The organism is Streptomyces sp. APSN-46.1, from assembly GCF_022815725.1.
Taxonomy (GTDB): domain Bacteria; phylum Actinomycetota; class Actinomycetes; order Streptomycetales; family Streptomycetaceae; genus Streptomyces.
The window spans coordinates 38,277-59,737 of the sequence record NZ_JALGRF010000013.1 but is presented as its reverse complement, the minus strand read 5'-3'; the positions used below and the strand labels follow the sequence as shown (position 1 = coordinate 59,737).

The 21,461-nt window shown below is 68.8% G+C and carries 16 protein-coding genes, 1 tRNA gene and 1 pseudogene; 11 read left to right on the top strand and 7 right to left on the bottom strand.

Annotated elements, in window-relative coordinates; genetic code table 11:
- Positions 1–256: 256 nt before the first annotated feature.
- From thrB to MTF65_RS26230, 6 genes are all read right to left on the bottom strand, one after another.
- Positions 257–1,183: a homoserine kinase gene (gene thrB / locus MTF65_RS26255; protein ID WP_243631436.1), complete on the bottom strand. Its 927-nt coding sequence runs from the start codon at positions 1,181–1,183 to the stop codon at positions 257–259.
- A gap of 326 nt (positions 1,184–1,509) precedes the next feature.
- Positions 1,510–2,580 carry a threonine synthase gene (gene thrC, locus MTF65_RS26250; RefSeq protein WP_243631435.1) on the bottom strand — a complete coding sequence of 357 codons (1,071 nt, stop codon included), beginning with the start codon at positions 2,578–2,580 and terminating at the stop codon, positions 1,510–1,512.
- Positions 2,581–2,586: 6 nt separating this feature from the next.
- Complete coding sequence (locus MTF65_RS26245; protein WP_243631534.1) at positions 2,587–3,876, bottom strand: homoserine dehydrogenase; 1,290 nt, start codon at positions 3,874–3,876, stop codon at positions 2,587–2,589.
- Between the two features lie 159 nt (positions 3,877–4,035).
- Positions 4,036–5,427 (bottom strand): diaminopimelate decarboxylase, encoded by a 1,392-nt coding sequence (gene lysA / locus MTF65_RS26240; RefSeq protein ID WP_243631434.1) that lies wholly within the window; start codon positions 5,425–5,427, stop codon positions 4,036–4,038.
- A 19-nt stretch (positions 5,428–5,446) separates the two neighbouring features.
- Positions 5,447–6,427, bottom strand: coding sequence for an ArgS-related anticodon-binding protein NrtL (gene nrtL / locus MTF65_RS26235; protein WP_243631433.1), 981 nt, complete (start codon positions 6,425–6,427; stop codon positions 5,447–5,449).
- A gap of 93 nt (positions 6,428–6,520) precedes the next feature.
- Entirely contained in the window at positions 6,521–7,015 is a 495-nt protein-coding gene (locus tag MTF65_RS26230) for a response regulator (RefSeq protein ID WP_243631533.1), read from the bottom strand.
- Between the two features lie 82 nt (positions 7,016–7,097).
- Here MTF65_RS26230 and MTF65_RS26225 point away from each other — a divergent pair.
- From MTF65_RS26225 to MTF65_RS26205, 5 genes are all read left to right on the top strand, one after another.
- Positions 7,098–7,169 (top strand) — tRNA-Arg (locus tag MTF65_RS26225).
- A 114-nt stretch (positions 7,170–7,283) separates the two neighbouring features.
- Entirely contained in the window at positions 7,284–10,847 is a 3,564-nt protein-coding gene (locus tag MTF65_RS26220; RefSeq protein ID WP_243631432.1) for a DEAD/DEAH box helicase family protein, read from the top strand.
- Positions 10,844–12,340, top strand: a complete 1,497-nt coding sequence (locus MTF65_RS26215; RefSeq protein ID WP_243631431.1) for a restriction endonuclease subunit S — start codon at positions 10,844–10,846, stop codon at positions 12,338–12,340. The genes MTF65_RS26220 and MTF65_RS26215 overlap by 4 nt, the downstream gene beginning before the upstream one ends.
- Positions 12,337–13,896: a class I SAM-dependent DNA methyltransferase gene (locus MTF65_RS26210; RefSeq protein ID WP_243631430.1), complete on the top strand. Its 1,560-nt coding sequence runs from the start codon at positions 12,337–12,339 to the stop codon at positions 13,894–13,896. The genes MTF65_RS26215 and MTF65_RS26210 overlap by 4 nt, the downstream gene beginning before the upstream one ends.
- Before the next feature lie 76 nt (positions 13,897–13,972).
- The gene (locus MTF65_RS26205) at positions 13,973–14,623 is read left to right on the top strand and encodes a hypothetical protein (RefSeq protein ID WP_243631429.1); all 651 of its coding nucleotides are present in this window, start codon (positions 13,973–13,975) and stop codon (positions 14,621–14,623) included.
- Between the two features lie 18 nt (positions 14,624–14,641).
- On the opposite strand, the gene MTF65_RS26200 is transcribed toward MTF65_RS26205, so the two are convergent.
- Positions 14,642–15,256 (bottom strand): ATP-binding protein, encoded by a 615-nt coding sequence (locus MTF65_RS26200; protein ID WP_243631428.1) that lies wholly within the window; start codon positions 15,254–15,256, stop codon positions 14,642–14,644.
- Between the two features lie 183 nt (positions 15,257–15,439).
- Here MTF65_RS26200 and MTF65_RS26195 point away from each other — a divergent pair, with 183 nt between their 5' ends.
- The 6 genes and pseudogenes from MTF65_RS26195 (at position 15,440) to MTF65_RS26170 (ending at position 21,423) form a co-directional block, all read left to right on the top strand.
- Positions 15,440–16,312, top strand: coding sequence for a helix-turn-helix transcriptional regulator (locus MTF65_RS26195; RefSeq protein WP_243631427.1), 873 nt, complete (start codon positions 15,440–15,442; stop codon positions 16,310–16,312).
- Positions 16,309–16,509: a DUF397 domain-containing protein gene (locus MTF65_RS26190; protein WP_243631426.1), complete on the top strand. Its 201-nt coding sequence runs from the start codon at positions 16,309–16,311 to the stop codon at positions 16,507–16,509. The genes MTF65_RS26195 and MTF65_RS26190 overlap by 4 nt, the downstream gene beginning before the upstream one ends.
- A gap of 98 nt (positions 16,510–16,607) precedes the next feature.
- Positions 16,608–18,728, top strand: a complete 2,121-nt coding sequence (locus MTF65_RS26185) for an AAA family ATPase (RefSeq protein WP_243631425.1) — start codon at positions 16,608–16,610, stop codon at positions 18,726–18,728.
- Positions 18,728–19,786 (top strand): annotated as a pseudogene (locus MTF65_RS26180) (McrC family protein); the annotation flags it as partial. The gene MTF65_RS26185 and the pseudogene MTF65_RS26180, both read left to right, overlap by 1 nt.
- 963 nt (positions 19,787–20,749) lie before the next feature.
- A complete protein-coding gene (locus tag MTF65_RS26175; protein ID WP_243631532.1) occupies positions 20,750–21,013 on the top strand; it encodes a CopG family transcriptional regulator in 264 nt (87 codons plus the stop codon).
- A complete protein-coding gene (locus MTF65_RS26170) occupies positions 21,010–21,423 on the top strand; it encodes a PIN domain-containing protein (RefSeq protein ID WP_243631424.1) in 414 nt (137 codons plus the stop codon). The genes MTF65_RS26175 and MTF65_RS26170 overlap by 4 nt, the downstream gene beginning before the upstream one ends.
- Positions 21,424–21,461: the final 38 nt, after the last annotated feature.

Sequence of the window (21,461 nt, the reverse complement as noted above, 5' to 3'; positions counted from 1 at the left end):
AAACTGCTGGAAGCGATCAAAGCAGTCGGGGAGGCTCCCGGAAGAAAGGTGGTCCCGGATGGGGACACTGAGCACCGAGCCATGGCGGCTTCCGATGCTCACTTGAGATTAACACTACCGGATCCAAAAGATATTCCCCCTCTCCATCACCGGCAATCGCGCGTTCCGCGCGGGCGGCCTGCCCTGGCCGCCCGCCCCTGGCCGGCTGTGTCCCTTTTCGGACAGTCTTTTCAGACGACGCCTTTCACAGCACGCCCTAGCCGCCCTGGGTACCCAGCGGAAGCACACTCGCGCCCGCGGCGTCGAGAGCCAGCCGGTTGGCCGCCCATCCCTCGCCGGCGAGCTGCGCGACCTTGTCGGCCGCACCGTTGTCGGCCAGCGCGAGGACCGTGGGGCCCGCGCCGGAGATGACCGCGGGGATGCCGTCCGCCCGCAGCCGGTTGACGAGTGCCACGCTCTCGGGCATCGCCGGGGACCGGTACTCCTGGTGGAGCCGGTCTTCGGTCGCGGGGAGCAGCAGCTCGGGGCGCCTGGTCAGGGCTTCGACGAGCAGGGCCGCGCGACCCGCGTTGACGGCCGCGTCCACGTGCGGGACGGTACGCGGCAGCAGGCCGCGCGCGGTCTCGGTGAGGACCGGCTTGGAGGGCACGAAGACCACCGGAACGATGGAATCCGAGGGCTCCATTCTGATGGCCTTGGCGCTGCCCCCGTCCATCCACGCCAGGGTGAAGCCGCCGAGCAGACAGGCGGCGACGTTGTCGGGGTGGCCCTCGATCTCGGTCGCGAGCTCCAGCAGCGCCGCGTCGTCGAGCTTGGCCTCGCCACCTATGGTCACGGCGCGGGCGGCGACGATGCCGGCGCAGATCGCGGCGGAGGAGGAGCCGAGACCGCGGCCGTGCGGGATGCGGTTGGCGCAGACGACCTCCAGGCCGCGCGGCTGCCCGCCCAGCAGGTCGAAGGCAGTGCGCATGGAGCGTACGAGGAGGTGGCTCTCGTCCCGCGGCAGGGTGTCGGCGCCCTCGCCCGCGATGTCGATGTTCAGGCCGGAGTCGGCCACCCGGACGACCACGTCGTCGTAGAGCCCCAGAGCCAGGCCGAAGGCATCGAAGCCGGGACCGAGGTTGGCACTGCTGGCGGGGACGCGCACCCGTACGGCGGCGGCGCGGAACGCTGGACCTGCCATCGGTTGATGACACTCCTTGTGACTGTGCGAGATCGGGTGGCTGGGCGGGATCTTCGCTGCGAATGTACTGGAGAACGTACGACACCCGAAGGCCCTCGGGGCAGCACCACGGTCATATGCGCGGTGGCGGATGTAAGTACAGCCTATCGAAGGAAGGTTCTCTCGCGACATAGGGCGCACAGGAGGCGCACGATGCGTGTCGCGGTCTTCCGCCGCACGGCGTTGACTTTTGGTGCCGTACGGGGCGAGTTGCCGGATTCCAGAGGCTTGCGGAAGCTTACGGAAGCTTGTCCGGGGCTCCGGAATCCGGCAACAAGGGACCTGCGTCAGACCAGACCGAGGCGGATGGCGGCGGCCTCGGCGTCAACCGGAACGGTGACCGGCTGCGGGGCGCCGGCGACGGCCCAGTCCGGGTCCTTCAGGCCGTTGCCCGTGACGGTGCACACGATCTTCTGGCCGGGGTCGACCAGGCCGAGCTCGGCGGCCTTGAGCAGGCCGGCGACGGAAGCGGCCGAGGCGGGCTCGACGAAGACGCCCTCCTGAGCGGCCAACATCCGGTAGGCGGCCAGGATCTGGCGGTCCGTCACCTCGTCGATGAAGCCGCCCGACTCGTCGCGCGCGGCGAGCGCGTAGTCCCACGAGGCCGGGTTGCCGATGCGGATAGCGGTGGCGATGGTGTGCGGCTCCTTGACGACCTCGCCGCGCACGATGGGCGCGGAACCGGAAGCCTGGAAGCCCCACACGCGGGGCGTACGGGAGGCCAGGCCATCGGCCTTGTACTCCTTGAACCCCTTCCAGTACGCGGTGATGTTGCCCGCGTTGCCGACGGGCAGCACGTGGATGTCGGGCGCGTCACCGAGCGCGTCGACGATCTCGAACGCGGCCGTCTTCTGGCCCTCGATGCGCACCGGGTTGACGGAATTGACCAGCGCCACCGGGTAGTTGTCGGACAGCGCGCGGGCGAGGTCGAGGCAGTCGTCGAAGTTGCCGTCCACCTGAAGGATCTTGGCACCGTGGATGAGCGCCTGGCCCATCTTGCCGAGCGCGATCTTGCCGCGGGGCACGAGCACGGCGGAGACCATCCCGGCACGCACCGCGTAAGCGGCGGCGGAGGCCGAGGTGTTGCCCGTGGAGGCGCAGATGACGGCCTTGGCGCCGTCCTCCTTGGCCTTGGTGATGGCCATGGTCATGCCGCGGTCCTTGAAGGACCCGGTGGGGTTCGCGCCTTCGACCTTGAGGTGGACCTCGCAGCCGGTGCGCTCGGAGAGCACCTGCGCGGGAACGAGGGGAGTGCCGCCCTCACGGAGCGTGACCACGGGAGTGGTGTCCGTCACCGGCAGGCGGTCCCGGTACTCCTCGATGATGCCGCGCCACTGGTGGGTGCGATTGCTGCTCATGGGCCCTTACTCCCCTTCAACACGCATGATGCTGGCGACACCGCGGACGGTGTCCAGCTTCCGCAGCGCCTCGACGGTCCCGGAGAGGGCGGCGTCGGGTGCGCGGTGAGTGACGACGACGAGGGAGGCCTCGCCGTCCTTTCCCTGCTGGCGGACGGTGTCGATCGAGACACCGTGCTCCGCGAAGGTGGTCGCCACCTGGGCGAGGACGCCCGGCTTGTCCGCCACATCGAGGCTGATGTGGTAGCGGGTGACGACATCCCCCATGGGGCTGACCGGCAGCTGGGTGTACGCCGACTCGCCCGGCCCCGTTGCCTCGGCGAGCTTGTTGCGGCAGACGGCGACGAGGTCGCCCAGGACCGCCGAGGCGGTCGGAGAACCGCCCGCGCCGGGCCCGTAGAACATGAGCCGCCCGGCGGCCTCCGCCTCGACGAACACGGCGTTGTACGCCTCGCGGACGGAGGCGAGCGGGTGCGCGAGCGGAATCATCGCGGGATGCACGCGCGCCGTCACCGACTGCCCGTCGGCGGCGCGCTCCAGGATCGCGAGGAGCTTGATGGTGCAGCCCATCCGCTTCGCGGAGGCGAAGTCCGCGGCGCTGACCTCGGTCATGCCCTCGCGGTACACGTCGTCGAGGCGGACCCGGGTGTGGAAGGCGATGCCGGCCAGGATCGCGGCCTTGGCGGCGGCGTCGTAGCCCTCGACATCGGCGGTCGGGTCGGCCTCGGCGTACCCGAGGGCGGTGGCCTCGTCGAGCGCCTCCTGGTAGCCGGCGCCGGTCGAGTCCATCTTGTCGAGGATGAAGTTCGTCGTGCCGTTGACGATGCCCATCACCCGGTTGATCTTGTCGCCCGCGAGGGACTCGCGCATCGGGCGGACCAGCGGGATGGCGCCGGCGACGGCGGCCTCGTAGTACAGGTCCAGCCCGTTCGCGTCGGCGGCGGCGTGCAGCGCGGCGCCGTCCTGGGCGAGCAGCGCCTTGTTCGCCGAGACGACGGAGATGCCGTTCTCGAACGCGGTGGTGATCAGGGTGCGGGCCGGCTCGATGCCGCCGATGACCTCGATGGCGATGTCGATGTCGCCGCGTTTGAGGAGGGCGGTCGCATCGGTGGTGATGAGCGCGGGGTCGATGCCCTCGCGCACCTTGGAGGGACGGCGCACGGCCACGCCGGCGAGCTCGACGGGCGCGCCGATCCTGGCCGTCAGGTCGTCGGCGTGCGTCGTCATGATGCGCGCCACCTCGGAGCCGACCACTCCACAGCCCAGCAGCGCCACCTTCAGCGGACGCGTACGCATCATTCGACCTACGCCTTTCGATCTTCCATCGCTCCCGGTGCACGGGTTGCGCACCAGGTGTAACCCAGTCTCACTCAATGGACGGCGCTTTCCACCCTCGGTCCATTGAGTGAGACACCTATTTTGGGGGTCTGGGGGGTTCCCCCAGAAATATGCACATCATCCCAGGTCGAGACGCAGGAGATCTTCCTCCGTCTCGCGCCGGACGATCACCCGCCCCCGCCCCTCGCGCACGGCGACGACGGGCGGGCGGAGCGCGTGGTTGTAGTTGCTGGCCATCGAGCGGCAGTACGCGCCGGTGGCGGGCACCGCCAGGAGGTCCCCGGGCGCCAGGTCCGCGGGGAGGAACGCGTCCTTCACGACGATGTCGCCGCTCTCGCAGTGCTTGCCGACGACGCGGACGAGCATGGGCTCGGCGTCGGAGGTGCGGGAGACGAGGGTGACCCCGTACTCGGCGTCGTAGAGGGCCGTACGGATGTTGTCGGACATGCCGCCATCAACGCTGACGTACGTACGGAGGCCTGCGAGCGGCTTGATCGTCCCGACCTCGTACAGGGTGAAGGCGGTCGGCCCGACGATGGCCCGGCCGGGCTCGACGGAGATCCGCGGCGCGCGCAGGCCGGCCGACTCGCACTCCCGCGCGACGATCTCGTGCAGGGACTTGGCGATCTCGTGGGGCTCGCGCGGGTCGTCGGCGGAGGTGTAGGCGATGCCGAGGCCGCCGCCGAGGTCGATCTCGGGCAGCTCGACGCCGTGCTCGTCGCGGACGGCGGCCAGCAGCCCGACGACCCGCTTCGCGGAGACCTCGAAGCCGGCCATGTCGAAGATCTGCGAGCCGATGTGGGAGTGGACGCCGAGCAGCTCCAGGCTGTCGTGCCCGAGGGCACGGCGTACGGCCTCCGCCGCGGAGCCGTCCGCCACGGCGATCCCGAACTTCTGGTCCTCGTGCGCCGTGGCGATGAACTCGTGGGTGTGCGCCTCGACGCCCACCGTCACGCGGATCTGGACGGGCTGGCGTACGCCCAGCTCGCGGGCGATGTGCGCGACGCGGGCGATCTCCTGGAAGGAGTCCAGGACGATGCGGCCGACCCCGGCCTCGATGGCCCGGCGGATCTCGCTCTCCGACTTGTTGTTGCCGTGGAAGGCGATCCGCTCGGCGGGCATCTCGGCGGCGAGCGCCGTCGTGAGCTCCCCGCCGGAACAGACGTCGAGATTCAGCCCTTCTTCCTTGAGCCACTTCACGATGGCCTTGGAGAGGAAGGCCTTCCCGGCGTAGAAGACGTCGGCATCCGGTCCGAAGGCGTGCGCCCAGGCCCGGCAGCGCGCCCGGAAGTCCTCTTCGTCGAGGAAGTAGGCGGGCGTCCCGAACTCCTCGGCGAGCCGGGTGACCTCCACGCCGCCGACGCTCACGACACCGTCGGCGTTGCGGCTGACGGTCCGGGCCCAGACCTTCTCGTCGAGCGCGTTCAGGTCGGCGGGCGGCGGGGCGTAGTGCCCCTCGGGCAGGACATCGGCGTGGCGGGGCCCGGCGGGGTGCGCGGAACGGCTCATCGGAATCTCTCTTCGCAGATCACAGGCAGTCAGGAGCGTCTATGCCGAGGAGGGCCAGGCCGCCGGCCAGCACCGTGCCGGCGGCTTCGGCGAGAGCCAGCCGGCAGCGGTGGGCGGCCGAGGGTTTCTCGTCGCCCTGGGGCAGGACGCGGTACTGGAAGTCGAGCAGCGCGTCGGCCAGCTCGACGAGATGCCTGACGAGCCGCTCGGGCGCACGGTGGTGCGCGGCGGCTTCGAGTACGAGGGGGTGGTCGGCGAGGGCGCGCAGCAGCTCGGGCGCATCGGACACGTCCCCGGCGGCGGGCCCGAACCCGAGCTGGTCGGCGTTCCTCAGCAGCGCCCGGCTCCGCGCGTGGGCGTACCGCACCCGGAAGAACTCGCTGGCCTCGCCCTGCACCAGCAGCACGTCGGAGAACACGGGGGTCTCCCGGGCGGGGACGGCGAGCATCCCCCACCGCGCGGCGTGGGCCCCGTACCGCGCGACGACATCGGAGTCCCGCTTGGCGAGGGGGGCGACGGGCAGGGCGTCGGGCAGGTCGCGCTCGCTGCCGCCCTGGGCGCGCACGAGCCGCAGGACGCTCTGGCGTACGACCCGCTCACGCAGCCCGAGGCCGGTTCCGGCGTCGGCGTCTATATGGATAGCCCCTCCCCGCACGTCCCGGATCACGATGTCCCAGACGATCGCCTCCCGGACGAGGGAGGGGGCGGAAGGCGGCGGCAGCACGAAGTTGAGGAACCCGGCCCCGGTGACCTCGACGTGCTCGATCCCCGGCTCCGCGCCGAGCCGACGGGCCAGCACGGCCGCGACATCGGCGGGCGCCCGCCGCACCGTCTTGGCGACCTGAAAGGCGACGGGGGTGGCGTAATCGCCCACTCCCCCGGGCCTGGTCCGGTCGACGACCACCCGCTCGGGAACGGCCGCCTCCGCCGGCAGCTCTCCGTCCTCGACGGCGCAGCGCACGGCGCGCACGACGGAACGGGAGAGGTCAGCGGGGGTCACGGGACCAGCCTAGGGGAGAAGCCCCGCTGTCACGCCAAGGGTTTCGCCATGTGAACAGCGTCGTGAACAGCCACGCCACTCACGACGGCGGAGTCACCCTCTCCCCCTCCCGGCGGGAGCCCCTTTCCGCTCCCTCCGGTCCCTGCGCTCGACCAGCCGCCTGACCACGCGCACCAGCTCGGCGGGTTCGAAGGGCTTGGCGAGAAACGCATCCACCCCGGCCGCGATCCCGGCCTCCACCTCGTGCTGCGTACAGGCGCTGACGATGGCGAGCGGCAGATGCCGCGTCCGCGGATCGGCCCGCAACCGCGCGGCCGCCCCGAACCCGTCGAGCCGGGGCATGACCACATCAAGGGTGATCACATCCGGACACACGTGGTGCACGACGTCCAGGCACTCGGCACCATCGTTCGCGGTCACGACCTCGAAGCCCTCCAGCTCGAGATTGACCTTGATCAGCTGCCGGATGACCTTGTTGTCGTCGACAACAAGCACCCGGCCCGAGACGCCTGGCACAACTCGAGAGTAGGTCCGCCTAAGCCCCCGCGTCCGGGTTTTTGCCACTTCCACCCCCTCCGGGCGACCCACCCCCACTGCCCCGCAAAACCGGTTCCTGATCACCCCACGGAAGCTGGTAGTGTTCAACCCGTCGCAGCAACACCAGCGACGCGCCCCCGTAGCTCAGGGGATAGAGCAACGGCCTCCGGAGCCGTGTGCGCAGGTTCGAATCCTGCCGGGGGCACTTCGCAAGAAGTGCCTAAGACCCTCCAACCAGTGTTTACGCTGCTTGGAGGGTCTCTTTGCGTTCCGCATCAGGCACACCCGTGCAGATCAGATTTGGGGGGAACCAAACACTGTGGATGACCGGCTCCGCGACTTCGCACAGGCATCACCGAACTTCGGACTCCTCTACCGGCATCACCCCTTGCTCGCTCTGTACGGGGCATCGGCCGAGGCGACGGTGTTCACCCACCCCAACTCGTCCCTGGTTCAGTCGGGTCAGTTCGGTGAGGTCCTGGCTGAAGAGCTGGTCACCCGGATCGGTCTGCGGGTCGAGGGGGACCGCCAGATCGACCGGCTCGCTGCCCTGACCCGCGCCGGCGTCCTGGTTCCCGAGATCCGTAACGACTTCGACCAGCTGCGCCGCGACCGCAACAAGGCGGCTCACAGCCATCTCTTCGACACCTCGCGCGCCCTCGCGGCCGTACGCATCAGCTACAAGCTCGGCCTCTGGTTCCACGACGCCATCGAGGGCCGTCGTACGGTCGCCGAGTTCGTACCGCCCACCGACCCGGGTGAGACGGCACAGGTCACCGATCCGGCCGAGCTGGCCGAGCTGCGCGAAGCCCTGGCGGGCCACCGCGATGCCCTGACCCAGGCCCGGATCCGGCTCACCGAGTCGAGCAGCGCCCTGGAGGCCGAGCGCAAGGCGCGGGCCGAGGCCGAGCGTCTCATCGCCAGCGCCGATGCCAACAAGGCGGCCGTGCTGGCCGCCCGTGTCGACGAGCTCACCGCCCAGATCGAGGAACTGCGCGGCGCACAGCGGGAGAAGTACGAGACCGCCCGCCTCCAGCCGCGACAGGTCGACATCAAGCGCCGCGAGGCGATCATCCATCGCGCGCAGCGCCCCGCCCCTCTCAACGAGGTCCAGGCCCGCGAAGCCATCGACGCGATGCTGCGCGCTTCGGGGTGGACGATCCAGGACCGCGACCAGATCAATCCCGGCGAGGACCGAGGTGTGGCAGTCCGCGAGTTCACCCTCGCCACCGGCCGCGCCGACTATGTGCTGTACATCGACGGCCGCATCGTGGGTGTCATCGAGGCCAAGCGCGAGGGCGATCACCTGTCCAGCGCGGTCGAGCAGAACGACCGGTACGCGGCCGGTGTCCTCAAGGAAAACCGCCTCGCCGTGTGGCGCGAGGCCGAGCCCTTCGCCTTCCGGTACGCGACGACCGGCACCGAGACGTACTTCATCAACCGGCTCGACCCCGACGCCCGCTCCCGTGAGGTCTTCTCCTTCCACCGCCCGGAGACGGTCGCGGGCTGGATGCGGCGCGGCGACGAGAACCGGGCCGCGCCGACGTTCCGGGCCGCCCTGCGCCGACTGCCCGTGCTGGAGCCGAACGGCCTGCGGCTGGCCCAGCTCGACGCGATCACCGGCCTGGAGAAGTCCCTCAGCGAGGACCGCGCGCGGGCGCTGATCCAGATGGCGACGGGCGCGGGCAAGACCTTCACAGCCGTAGCCCAGACGTACCGGCTGCTCAAGCACGCGAAGGCGCGCCGTGTCCTGTTCCTTGTCGACCGCAACAACCTGGGCCGACAGGCGTACGACGAGTTCCGGAAGTTCACGACGCCGGACGACGGCCGTAAGTTCTCCGACATCTACAACGTCGACCGGCTCGGCGCGGCCGGTCTCCAGGACACCTCGTCGGTGACGATCTGCACGATCCAGAAGATGTACTCCCTGCTGCGCGGGGAGGCTCTCGCCGACGACGACCAGGCGGAGGAGGCGTCGGATGACACGGCGTACGAGGACACGTACGCAACCGACCGGCCGATCGAGGTCTCGTACAACCCGGCGGTGCCTATCGAGTCCTTCGACCTGATCATCGTGGACGAGTGCCACCGCTCGATCTACGGGCTGTGGCGGGGCGTACTGGAGTACTTCGACGCCCATCTGGTGGGTCTCACCGCCACGCCCACGCTCCAGACCCTCGGCTTCTTCGGCCGCAACCTGGTCTCGGAATACACCTACCCGCAGGCCGTGGCCGACGGCGTGAACGTCGACTTCGACGTCGTGCGCGTCAAGACCGACCTGCGCGAGAACGGCGGCGCGACGATCGAGTCGGGCACGACCGTCAAGGTCAAGGACCGCAAGACCCGGCAGCAGCGCTACCAGGAGCTGGACGACGACTTCACGTACACGACCGGGCAGATCGGCCGGTCGGTTGTGACGGTGGACGAGATCCGGGCGGTACTGACCCTCTACCGGGACAACTGGCAGCGCTGGTTTCCCGGCCGGAAGGACCTGCCGAAGACCCTGATCTTCGCGGTGGGCGAGGACCACGCCGAGGACGTCCTGGCGCAGGTGAAGGAGATCTTCGGGCGGGGCGACGACTTCGCGAAGAAGATCACGTACAAGAGCCGTCAGGCCGGCGAGGACCCGAACGAGCTGATCCGCTCGATGCGGACCTCGCCGCGGCTGCGGGTGGCCGTCACGGTCGACATGATCGCGACGGGGACGGACATCAAGGCCCTGGAGTGCGTGATCTTCCTTCGGGAGGTGCGCAGTGCCGTGCTCTTCGAGCAGATGAAGGGGCGTGGCGCGCGGACCATCGACGCGACGGAGCTCCAGGAGGTCACCCCGGACTCCGACTCCACGGTCCGCAAGGACCGCTTCGTGCTGGTGGACGCGGTCGGCGTGACGGACTCCCCGCTGGTGGACGCGAAGCCGCTGGTGCCGGCGGGCCCGAAGCAGGTCTCGCTGGCGAAGCTGCTGGACAAGGCGGGCACGAAGTCCATCAGCGCGCAGGAAGCGGAGACCCTCGCAGGCCGACTTGCCCGACTCAACCAGCAGCTGACGTCGGACGAGCGGGAACAGCTGACGCAGGCGGCCGGCGGAGTCACCCTCTCGGAGATCGCAGGCGCCATCGTCAAGGCGGTGGACCCGGACCGGCAGGAGCGGGCACGGGAGGAAGGCGGCCCGAAGGCAGCCCGCGCGCTGATCGAGAACGCGATCGCACCGCTGACGGAGCGGCCGGAGCTGCGACGGCACATCATCGAGATCCGCCGGGACAAGGACTACGTCTTCGACGAGTTCACGGCGGTCAAGGTGACTGATGTGAACGAGGTCCCGCGAGAGGTACGGGCCCGCGAGGAGGTCGGCCGGTGGAGCCGCCTGCTGAAGGAGGAGGCCGACCGCATCGCGGCGATCAGCATCGCCCTGACGAGCCCGCGGTCGGTCTCGCCAGGCGAGGCGTACGCCGCCCTGCGCGAGCTGGCCACGGAGATCCACCGCCCCCACTACGCGTGGACCCCCAAGATGCTCTGGACGTACTACGAGGACCTTGGCGCGGCGGTCCACTCCCCCGGCCGCGAGGCCGGCGTCCCGGACCTGATCTCGCTGATCCGGTACGAGCTGGGAGTGGACGAGGAGCTACGGCCGTACCGTGAGACGGTGGAGGAGCGCTTCGAGGCGTGGCTGCTGAAGCAGCACCAGGCGGGGGCGGAGTTTTCGGGGGCCCAGATGTGGTGGCTACGGTCGATACGGGATGTCGTTGCGAGTGATGTGGGCATCAGCCCGGCCGAATTCAACGCCGAACCCTTCAAGGGCGAAGGCGGCGGCCGCGGCTTCCAGCACGCGTTCCCGGGGCGGGATGTGCGGGCGTTGTTGAGTGAGTTGAATCGAGAGCTGGCGTGAGCAAGTCGAGTGGTATGAAGTTGCCGACTGGCTGGATCCGAACCAGCCTGGCAAACGTCGGGGACGTGGTATCAGGAGCAACCCCGAAGACAAGCGTCACGGAATACTGGGACGGCGACATCCCATGGATCACGCCTGACGATCTGTCCAAGAACCCTGCCAAGAGGACTCGGGCAGGGCGTCGGTCCCTCACCCAGGTGGGCTACGACTCCTGCTCGACACGCATGGTTGAGCGGGGGTCGGTCCTGTTTAGCTCACGCGCCCCTATTGGCTATGTGACCATCGCGGACAACGCCCTATGCACCAATCAGGGGTTCAAAACGGTTGTCCCCACATCCGCAGTCTCCTCCGACTACCTCTATTGGTATCTCCAGTACAAGACATCCGATATCACCGCAGAGGCAAGCGGAACCACCTTCAAGGAGATCTCGGGCAGGAAGTTCGCGGAGACCGAACTCCTGCTCCCCCCGGTCGCAGAGCAGCACCGCATCGTCGATGCCCTCGAAGACCACCTCTCCCGCCTCGACGCGGCCTGCGCGGCATTGCAGCGCTCGCTTAGCCGGACAAGTTCCCTACGGCAGGCAGCTATCAGTCGAATCCTCCGGGGGGAGCGAGTCCCGCTGCGCCTTGATGAGGGAACAGCGGAAGACCTCAACCCGCAGACGCGACTCCCGCGCCAAGACCACCCCTGGAATATTCCAGACGGATGGATCTGGACCACAATTGGCGGATTGTTCTCCGTTCGTGTCGGCACCACCCCCAGCCGCAAGAACCCTGATCTCTGGTCGGGCTGCATCCCTTGGGTGTCAAGCGGCGAGGTCAACTTCAGGAGAATCGCGAACACTCGGGAGCACATCACCGAAGAGGCGGTCGGAAACAAAAGGACTCGCCTACACCCTGCGGGCACAGTGATGATCGCCATGATCGGGGAGGGAAAAACAAGAGGGCAGGTTGCAATCCTTGATATCGAGGCGACCCATAACCAAAATTGCGCCTCGATCCGAGTATCGGAAACGCAAATTCTCCCCGAGTACATCTATCTCGTGCTTGAGCAGCGGTACTTGGAGTCACGCCGAGCAAGCTCCGGTGGAAACCAGCCAGCGTTGAACAAAGCGAAGGTCGAGGCCATTCCCGTGCCGCTACCGCCCCTCGCGACACAACGACGGATCGTCGCTGAGGCCGATGAGTTCGGTGAGGTAATCAAGCATCTTCGTGCGGAACTTGAGACTACGCTGAAAAGGGCAGCCAACTTGCGACAGTCAGTGCTCTCCCATGCTTTCAGCGGCAAGCTCGCCGCCCAGGACCGAGCCGACGAGCCCGCCTCCGCGTTGCTTGAGCGGATCAGGGCCGAGCGCGAGGCTCAAGGCGGCGGGAAGGCTAAGCGGGCCACCCGGCGGCCTCGTAAGCAGGCGGTCAACGTAGCAGCACCGCCACCCCCCACGACCACAACCCCCGTCCCCACCACCGCCGTTCAGCAGGAGCTTCCGCTGTGACCCCCGCAACCCCCGCCCAGGCACACGCCCAGACCAACACCCTGGTCGCCAAGCTCTGGAACTACTGCAACGTCCTCCGGGACAACGGCCTGTCCACCATCGAGTACGTCGAGCAGCTCTCGTACCTGCTCTTCCTCAAGATGGCCGACGAGATCGCCTCCGACCCCTTCACCGAGCACGAGGCCCGAACCGTCGTACCGTCCGAGTACGACTGGCAGTCCCTCGTCTCTAAGAAGGGCATCGAGCTCGAAGTCCACTACCGCAACGTCCTGGCCGAACTCGCCAAGAACCCCGGCACCACCCTCGGCACGATCTTCGCCAAGGCCCAGAACCGCATCACCGAGCCCGCCCTCCTCGAAAAGCTGGTCGTCGACCTCATCGGCAAGGAGGACTGGACGATCCAGGGCACCGACCTCAAGGGCGATGCCTACGAGGGTCTCCTCGCCAAGGGCGCCGAAGACACCAAGACCGGTGCCGGCCAGTACTTCACCCCCCGCGCGCTCATCGACGCCATGGTCGACGTCGTGCAGCCGCGCCCCGAGGACACCATCACCGACCCCGCCTGCGGCACCGCCGGCTTCCTGATCGCCGCGCACTCCCACATCCGCAAGCACCACATGCAGAACCTCTCCCGTGAGGAGCGGCTCGCGCTCGGCGACGGCAAGATCTGGGGCAACGAACTGGTGACCGGCACCGCCCGGCTCGCCGCCATGAACATGCTGCTGCACGGCATCGGTGACGCCGACGGGGATACTCTCATCACCGACGGCGACGCTCTCGCCGACAAGCCCGAGCGCCACGCCTCCCTCGTCCTCGCCAACCCGCCCTTCGGCAAGAAGTCAGCGATCACCGTCATCGGTACCGACGGCAAGGCCGACAAGGAGGACATCTCCTACGAGCGGGAGGACTTCCGCGCCACCACCACCAACAAGCAGCTCAACTTCCTCCAGCACATCATGTCGCTGATGGAGATGAACGGTCGTGCGGCCGTCGTCCTCCCCGACAACGTCCTCTTCGAGGGCGGCGCGGGCGAGAAGGTGCGCCGCCGCCTGCTCGAAGAGTTCGACCTGCACACCATCCTGCGGCTGCCTACCGGCATCTTCTACGCGGGCGGGGTAAAGGCGAATGTCCTCTTCTTCGAGAAGAAGCCGCCCCGTACCGGAGGCGCGCACAACACCTCCAAGGTCTGGGTCTACGACTTCCGCACCGGCAAGCACTTCACTCTCAAGCAGCACCCGCTGACCCGTGCCGCCCTGGAGGAGTTCGTCGAGGCCTACCTCCCGGACAAGGCGCGCAGCGAGCGCGTCGAGACCGAGCGGTTCAAGTGCTTCGACTACGACGAGCTGATCGCCCGAGACAAGGTCAACCTCGACATCACGTGGATGAAGGACCCGGCCCTCGATGACGCCGACAGCCTCCTTCCGCCCGAGGTGATCGCCCAGGAGATCGTGGAGGATCTGCAGGCGGCTCTCAGCGAGTTCGCCGCCATCGCGGAGGCCTTGGGTGGTGAGATCTCGGCCGATACGGACGAGATCCAGCCAGGCGAGGCAGACTGATCGTCAATCGGATTGACCTGCCCCCGTTCTCGCCGGAACTCTTGATCCCGATCAACCAGCGAGACGGGGGCACCCCATGGCAGTTCCATATCCGCAGACCCGCGAGTTCCAGGCGTTCCGGACCAACATCGAGTACGCCCGGAAGATGGTCGTGGCCGGCCAGAGTCTGGCCGCTTTCCAGTCCCCCGTGTTCGACATCGGCGACTTCTACCGCGCCGCGTGGGTGCAGGCCGTCAGCGCCATCGACCACTGGTTCCACGAGGAGCTGTTCCGCAGGGTGGCGGAGCTCGCGGCACAGGACAGCCCCGACATGCCGTACCAGCTGCGTCAGTTCGAGCTGCCGCTGGTGAAGATCGAGGAGGTCCAGCGGGGAACGACGACGCTGGCGGACGCCGTCCTTGAGGGCGTGAAGGCCAAGTGGGGCAGCGCGTCCCTCCAGAACCCCCGCAAGATCAGCGAGGCGCTGAAACTGGTGACGGAGGAGAACCTCTGGGCCAAGGCCGCGGTCCAGCTCAACGAGTGGAACCACGGCCGAACAGGGATGACCGAGCAGACCCTGAAGAAGCAGTACATCTCCATCACCGAGCGTCGTAACAAGATCGCGCACTACTCGGACCTCGTGGACGGGTCCTTGAAGCAGCGCAGGCCCATTTCCGACGCCGACGTCACCGACGCGATCGACTGGGTCGAGCGGATCGCGCTCGCGATCGCCAAGGTCCTGGGCTGAGCCCACCCCTTCCGAGGGCTACGGCAGCCCCCGCACGGCCAGCGGCTCAGCGGCGGGCACACGAAGGGGCGGTCCTCCGTCCAGGCCGAGGAGTACCGCCAGGCCGCCCGTTGCGTGCCGGACGGTCGACACGCTGCGCACCGCGCGCCAGGCACCCCAGGCCCGGACCTCCTGCCCCGGCCGGACCGCGATCGCCGCGAGTTCCCTCGTGCGGGGTGCGGGCAGGAGGTCCGGGGCCTTCAGCTCGCACCAGACGGTCTTCCCGATGCCGCCGGCGCGCGGGCTGACGCCCCAGCGGTGGCTCAGCGCCTCCACGAGCCACAGCCCCCGGCCTTCTGTCTCGTCCGCCTCGGGGTGACGGACCTCCGGTCGGCCGGACCCGGCGTCGCTCACCTCCAGGCGGAGCAGGCCGTCGGCTGAGGAGTATGCGATCCGTACGCCGACCTGACGGTCACTGGGCACGCGTACGCGCAGGGCGTTGGTGACCAGCTCGGACAGGACCAGCGCGGCCGTGCCCAGAAGCTCCTCCCCTGCACCCCAGTCCGCGAGTACGGCATGCGCTGCCGCCCGGGCTCTTCCGACACTGCGGGGCCGACGGGACAAGCGGAACGAGACGTCGTAGTACGTGGTCACGGCAGCCCCTAGGAGTCGATAGCCGTCGGGCAGGTCCCTTTGCGTGCCGAGACATCTGCCCCGGCAGGCATGAGCCTGCCGCCTCCGACTCCCTTCGTGCAATATTGAATGCCGCAGAAATGCCACATTCACTCATTCGATGATGGTGCAGCGCCAACCTGGTGCATCTGGTAGGGAGTTGTCATGCCGAACGTGAAGCCTTCCACTGTGCTCGGTCGCCAGCTCGGCGACGAACTCCGGCGCCTACGCGAGGCTGCCGGCCTCACCACGGCGGCAGCGGCCAGGGCCATCGACTGCACCGGCGGCAAGATCAGCCGGATCGAGCACGGTCACGTCCCTGTCCGGACGCCGGATCTCGATGCCCTCGTGGAGGCGTACGGCGTCTCGGACCCGGAGACCCGGGAGCGGCTGGGCGCCCTTGCCCGGAGGGCCAACCGACGCCGCCGTGAGGGCTGGTGGCATGAGTACAGCTCCGTACTCGGTGACACCTACCGCGACTACATCGAGATGGAAGACATCTGCGACAGCATCAGGACCTTCCAGGCGCAACTCGTACCTGGCCTCCTCCAGACAGCGGAGTACGGTCGCGCGATCACCGTCGCCTCACGCGCATGGCGCACCGGCGAGGAGATTGAGCAGTTCGTCCAGGTGCGGCTCGCTCGCCAGGAACGACTCAAGGGCGACGGCAAGCTCGAACTCTGGGCGATCCTCGCAGAGGGTGTGCTCCGTCAGCAGGTGGGTGGTCCCACAGTCATGTGTGATCAGCTTGAGCACCTTGCGGACATGGCCGAGCAGTCGAACGTCACCGTCCAGGTGCTGCCATTCTCGCGCGGGGCCCACTCAGGTATGTTCGGCCCGTACCTACTGATGAGCTTTCCGCAGGTGTCGGCACAGGACCTCGTCCTGACAGAGACGCCGACAGGCAACATCTGGACGGAAGGGGAATCCGAGGTCGCCCAGTACCGGGCGCTCTTCGACGATGCCCGAACGGCCGCGTTGCCGCCGACGGAATCACTCGGGCTGATCCGCCGCATCGCCAAGGAGCACAGACCATGAACCAGGACCACTCCGCGCCGGATCTCAGCCGCGCAACGTGGCGGGTCAGCAGCTACAGCGGCGGGCAGGGCGAGTGCGTCGAAGTCGCCGACAACATCCCCGGTGTCGTCCCGGTCCGGGACAGCAAGCAGCCGGCCGGGCCTGTGGTCGGGTTCGGGGCGCAGGCCTGGCAGAGGTTCGTCTCCCAACTGGGCTGATCCGGGCCGATCTCGGCGGGAAGTGATCTACCGGGCGGGGCGCACGAGCCGCCTATTCTGGGCGCGACCTGCCCGTCCGGCCCTCGGAGTCCCGCCTCATGCCCACCCGCCAGGCCCGCACCACGCCCCGTACGCGCCGGTCCATGGAAATTCTGGCCGAGCAGTCCGACGAGCTGCACCACGCTGAGCTGTGGAAGCGGGTCAAGGGCGAGCTTCCGCCGGCTCCCGAGGACGCCGAGACGTACGACAACGGGCAGGAGAAGGGCGAGAACGCCTGGCGTTGGCAGACCTCCGACCTCGTCATGGCGGGCTGGCTGCGCAAGAACAACGGGCTGTGGCGGATCACGAACCTGGGGCGGGAGGCTCTGCGCGAGTACCCGGAGCCGGACGTCTTCTACGACACCGCCCGGGCCACGCTCACCTACTGGAACCGCAACAAGCACGGCTTCGAGTACGCGATCCGCCTGGTCGGCGCGATTCCCTCCGGGCGGTGGCTGGCTTTGGACGACCTGGCCGCGGCCACAGGACTCGGCCGCGACGCGCTCAGCCGGTGGCTCTGGGGGGTTCGCCCGGCCGGCGCACACCGGGTGCTGGACTCCGACGGCCGCCCCGCTCCCGAGGTGCAGGCCGACGCGCCCGAGACCAAGGTTGCGCTGAGTGCCGTAGCCGAGGAGCAGGGACGTCCGGTCGGCGCGGCGGCCGGAGAGCATCTCCGTATCGGCGTGGACGGGCTCCAGCCCTACCTCGTCTCCGAGGACGCCCGCGGGCCGCACTCCGCCAGCGCCTGGCTGGTGCGGGGCTCCAGCACCCAGGGCAGGACCCTCGTGTCCCAGTGGTTGTCGGAGGGTTTCTGCTCGCTGCCCGCCTCCCGGCTCGACTCGGTGACCACTCCCATCACACGGGAGGAACTGCGACTGCGGGTCGAGGACCGCTACGCCCACCTCTCGTACAACAAGCGCGGGGAACTCGCAGCCGAGTTCGACCTCTTCCTGAACCGGATGCACACGGACGATCTCGTGTGCGCCACCAGCGGCGGGACGTTCTTCCTCGGACGGATCACCAGTGGGCCGGAGTGGGTGCCAAGCCTGGACGACCGCTCCAATCTGCGCCGCGCGGTCGAGTGGAGCGGCATGGAGATCGCCTTCGAGGAGCTGCCGGAGGAACTGCGCGGCCGCTTGTCGAGCCAGCACGATGTCGTGGACCTGACCGGAGCGATCGACCTGCTCAGGGAACTCTCCGGCGCGCGCCGCACTCCCGGGGTCCCCGAGGACGAGTCCGCCCTGATCCCTTTGGCCGCGGGCGCGGAAACGGCCCGCCCGGGCACCGAACTCCGAGTGCCGGCGCCCGAGCTGGCCAGCAAGCTGCTGGTCGGCGAGGACTGGCTGGGCGAGGTGCGCGATCTCCTCCAGGACCGGAAGCAGTTGATCTTCTACGGGCCGCCCGGCACGGGCAAGACCTACTTGGCGCAGCACATCGCCGAGCACCTCGCCGGTGATCCGCGCGCGGTCAAGCTGGTGCAGTTCCATCCCTCGTACGCCTACGAGGACTTCTTCGAGGGCTTCCGACCCGCCGTGCAGGAGGGCAGCGGCGCCGGCGCGCTGAGCTTCGCGCTGCGGCCGGGCCCGTTCAGGCAGCTCGTCGATCTCGCGGACGAGGATCCGGACACCCCGTACTTCCTGATCATCGACGAGATCAACCGGGCCAATCTCGCCAAGGTGTTCGGTGAGCTGTACTTCGTCCTGGAGTACCGCGACCGCACGGTCAGCCTCCAGTACTCGGGGGAGTTCCGGCTGCCGCAGAACGTCTTCGTCATCGGCACCATGAACACCGCCGACCGTTCGATCGCGCTCGTCGATGCGGCCATGCGTCGACGCTTCGCGTTCCTCTCCCTGCATCCCGACGACGAGCCCACCCGCGACCTGCTCTCCCGCTGGGTCGAGGAGAAGGAGGCGGCAGGGGTGATCAGTCCGAACGAGGACGTCCCCGCGCTGCATCGCGAACTCAACCGGCGGATCGAGGACAAGGACTTCAAGATCGGCCCGTCGTATCTGATGCGACCCTCGGCCTACGACGAGGGTGGCCTGGAGCGGGTGTGGAAGACGGCGATCCTGCCCCTGCTCGAAGAACACCACTACGGAGACGACCGCGTGGACGTCCGGGCCAGGTACGGGCTCCCGGCCCTCCGGCGGGCGGTCCTGGATGACACCTGGGTCGCCTGATGAGCGCCGAAGCCGTACTCCGGATCGACCTAGTGGAGCACGGTGCTTGGCAGCCCGTCCGTCTTGAGCCCGACGCGGGCCGCGCCCTGGCCGCATCCGGAGTCGTCGACGCCCGCCCCGATCCGGCCCGCCCTGGAGCCGGGGACCACTGGCAGGTGCGCGGACTGGGCAAGGTCGGCGCCGTCCGGCTGGGCGGGGTGGAGGTGCACATCGCTCCCAAGCTCCCCGTCCGGCGGCTGTTCTTCCTCCTCGGCTACGCGGCGGACCCGGCGAAGCACTGGCAGGACGACCCCGAGGGCGTGGAGGTCGGCGACCAGCGGGAGCTGCTCCCCGCGCTGGCCTCCGCCTTCGTACGCCAGGCCGAACGCGCCCTGCGCCAGGGGCTGCTGCAGGGCTACCGCACCACCGACAGCGCGCTGACCGTCGTACGGGGACGGATCCGCGAGGGCGAGCAGATACGGCGCCGCTTCGGTGTGCCCCTGCCCGTGGAGGTCACGTACGACGAGTACACGACGGACATCGCCGAGAACCAGCTGCTGCTCGCGGCGACCGCCCGGCTGCTCCGGCTTCCCGGCGTGCCCCGGACGGTCCGCCTCGGACTGTCCCGGCTGCGCACCCGGCTGGCGGACGTCTCCCCCTTGCCGCCCGGGCACCGGTTGCCGGTGTGGCGCCCTTCCCGGCTGAACAGCCGCTACCAGTCCGCGCTGCGGCTGGCCGAGCTGATCCTGACGGACTTCTCGGCCGAGCGCCATGGCACGGGCACCCAGCTGGACGGCTTCGTCCTCGACTTGGCGTCGGTCTTCGAGGACTTCGTCTGTACCGCACTGTCCCGGGCTCTGCTCCCGTACGGGGGCCACTCGGTCTCCCAGGCTCGCCACCACCTGGACGAGGCTGACGAGGTACTGATGAAGCCCGATCTCGTCTGGTACGACGTAGCGGGGCGGCCCCTGGGGGTCGCGGACGCCAAGTACAAGGCGGAGAAGCGGGACGGGTTTCCCGGCTCGGATCTCTACCAGATGCTGGCCTACTGCACCGTGCTCGGGCTCTCCCACGGCCATCTCGTCTACGCCAAGGGCAACGAACCGCGGCAGCAACACGTCGTCCGCGGGGCGGGTACGGTGCTGATCCAGCACGCACTCGACCTGGACCAAGACCCTGACTCCTTGCTTCGAGCCACGTCCGTGGTCGCCGCGGCCATCGTCGGCTGTAGGCGGGCCTGCCGGAAGCGTTCCGCGCACAGCGCCTCCGTGTACGCCGCTTCGCCGAGCGGCCCGTCTGCCAAGGCCAAGGGCAGGGCGAAGCCGCGCGCCGTGTGGCGCTCGGCGTACGGGCGCGCGGCGAACCAATCGCGCACCGCCCGGGCGACGGCCGCATCCACCCCGTCGGCGCGCAGCAGGTTCCCGTACAGCCGCGGCCAGGTGACGCGCCGGGGGCTGGTCGTCGCCTGGACGAAGCCCTCGGCCAGCTCGTGCACCCGGGCCACCAACAGTTTCGCGTGCCGCTTGGGGTTGAGGCGTCCGGCCTCGTGGGTGTGGTCGGCCAGCGCGATCAGCGCGGCCACGAAGCCCGGCAACTCGTCCGCGGCCGCGCTCACGTACAGCGGAAGCAGGGTGGGCAGCAGTTACTCGGCCAGCTCCTCGGTGGGTTCCGGCAAGCCGGTCCGGCGGCGGGTCCGGCTCAGCGCGGGCAGCCGAGGACGGCGTCGGCCGCCCGCGCGTCCAGCGGGGCGCCGCGCTCTTCGGCCCGGGCGAGAAACGAGTCCAGATCGAGGAGAAGCGGCGTGGCGGCGTTCATCCCGGCAGCCTCGCGGCGCGCACTGCGCCCCTGTTCCCGTCGGCGAAACTCGGGACGCTCGTCCGCTCATCGCCGCCGCACATCTGACCGAACCAGCCACAGGTTGGGGCGTCGGTCTGCGGGATTCACCGGCCACCACGGTGTGCGCCTGCGTTTCCGGCCGCCGGCCCGATCCGCGAGCACAGCACGTGCAGCCGACAGGGAGCATAAAAGGTAGGATGGATAGCATGAGCGAGCCTACCGGCAAGTATTCGATCACCATGCCGCGCGACATCGCAGAGGCGGCCCGCGCCCGCAGCGGCCCCTCCGGCTTCTCTGCTTATGTCGCCGCCGCCGTCGCCCGCCAGATCGAACGCGACAACCTCAACGAGATCATCCAGGTCGCAGAAGCCGAACACGGGCCCATCGCCGACGAAGAGCTCCAGGCCCTGCGTGACCAGCTCCACCAAGCCCGGCATCAGCAGAATCGCAGCGGGGCGGACGCGGCGTGACGCGCTCCCCCAGCATCCCCGGCGGCACCCTCGTCCTCGACAGCGAGGGGCTGGCCAAGGCCGTCCTGCGCGACCGCACCGTCACCGCCTGGCTCACACTCGCCCGGGCCGATGACCTGCGGGTCATCACGTCTGCGGCCACCCTCGTGGAAGTGGTGCACCGCAGAATCAACCGCCCGGCCCTGGAGTGGACCCTCTCCCGCCTCGTCGTCGAACCGGTCACCGAGCCGATCGCCCGCCACGCCGCGGCTTTGCTCGCCGACGCCGGCCTTCACGGCCACAAGTACGCCATCGACGCCATGCTCAGCGCTACCGCCCTCGCCTCACCCGGCCCCGTCACCGTGCTCACGTCCGACCCTGAAGACCTCACCGCACTATGCGGCGGTCAGGTCACCGTCATCAAGATCTGACACTTCGCATTCCGGTACATCCGGCATATTTCCAAGTC

Coding starts and splice junctions, on each gene's coding strand:
- thrB (WP_243631436.1), bottom strand. CDS start 1,183: ATGGCAGGTCCAGCGTTCCGCGCCGCCGCCGTACGGGTGCGCGTCCCC.
- thrC (WP_243631435.1), bottom strand. CDS start 2,580: ATGAGCAGCAATCGCACCCACCAGTGGCGCGGCATCATCGAGGAGTAC.
- MTF65_RS26245 (WP_243631534.1), bottom strand. CDS start 3,876: ATGCGTACGCGTCCGCTGAAGGTGGCGCTGCTGGGCTGTGGAGTGGTC.
- lysA (WP_243631434.1), bottom strand. CDS start 5,427: ATGAGCCGTTCCGCGCACCCCGCCGGGCCCCGCCACGCCGATGTCCTG.
- MTF65_RS26205 (WP_243631429.1), top strand. CDS start 13,973: ATGGCAGTTCCATATCCGCAGACCCGCGAGTTCCAGGCGTTCCGGACC.
- MTF65_RS26195 (WP_243631427.1), top strand. CDS start 15,440: ATGCCGAACGTGAAGCCTTCCACTGTGCTCGGTCGCCAGCTCGGCGAC.
- MTF65_RS26190 (WP_243631426.1), top strand. CDS start 16,309: ATGAACCAGGACCACTCCGCGCCGGATCTCAGCCGCGCAACGTGGCGG.
- MTF65_RS26185 (WP_243631425.1), top strand. CDS start 16,608: ATGCCCACCCGCCAGGCCCGCACCACGCCCCGTACGCGCCGGTCCATG.
- MTF65_RS26175 (WP_243631532.1), top strand. CDS start 20,750: ATGAGCGAGCCTACCGGCAAGTATTCGATCACCATGCCGCGCGACATC.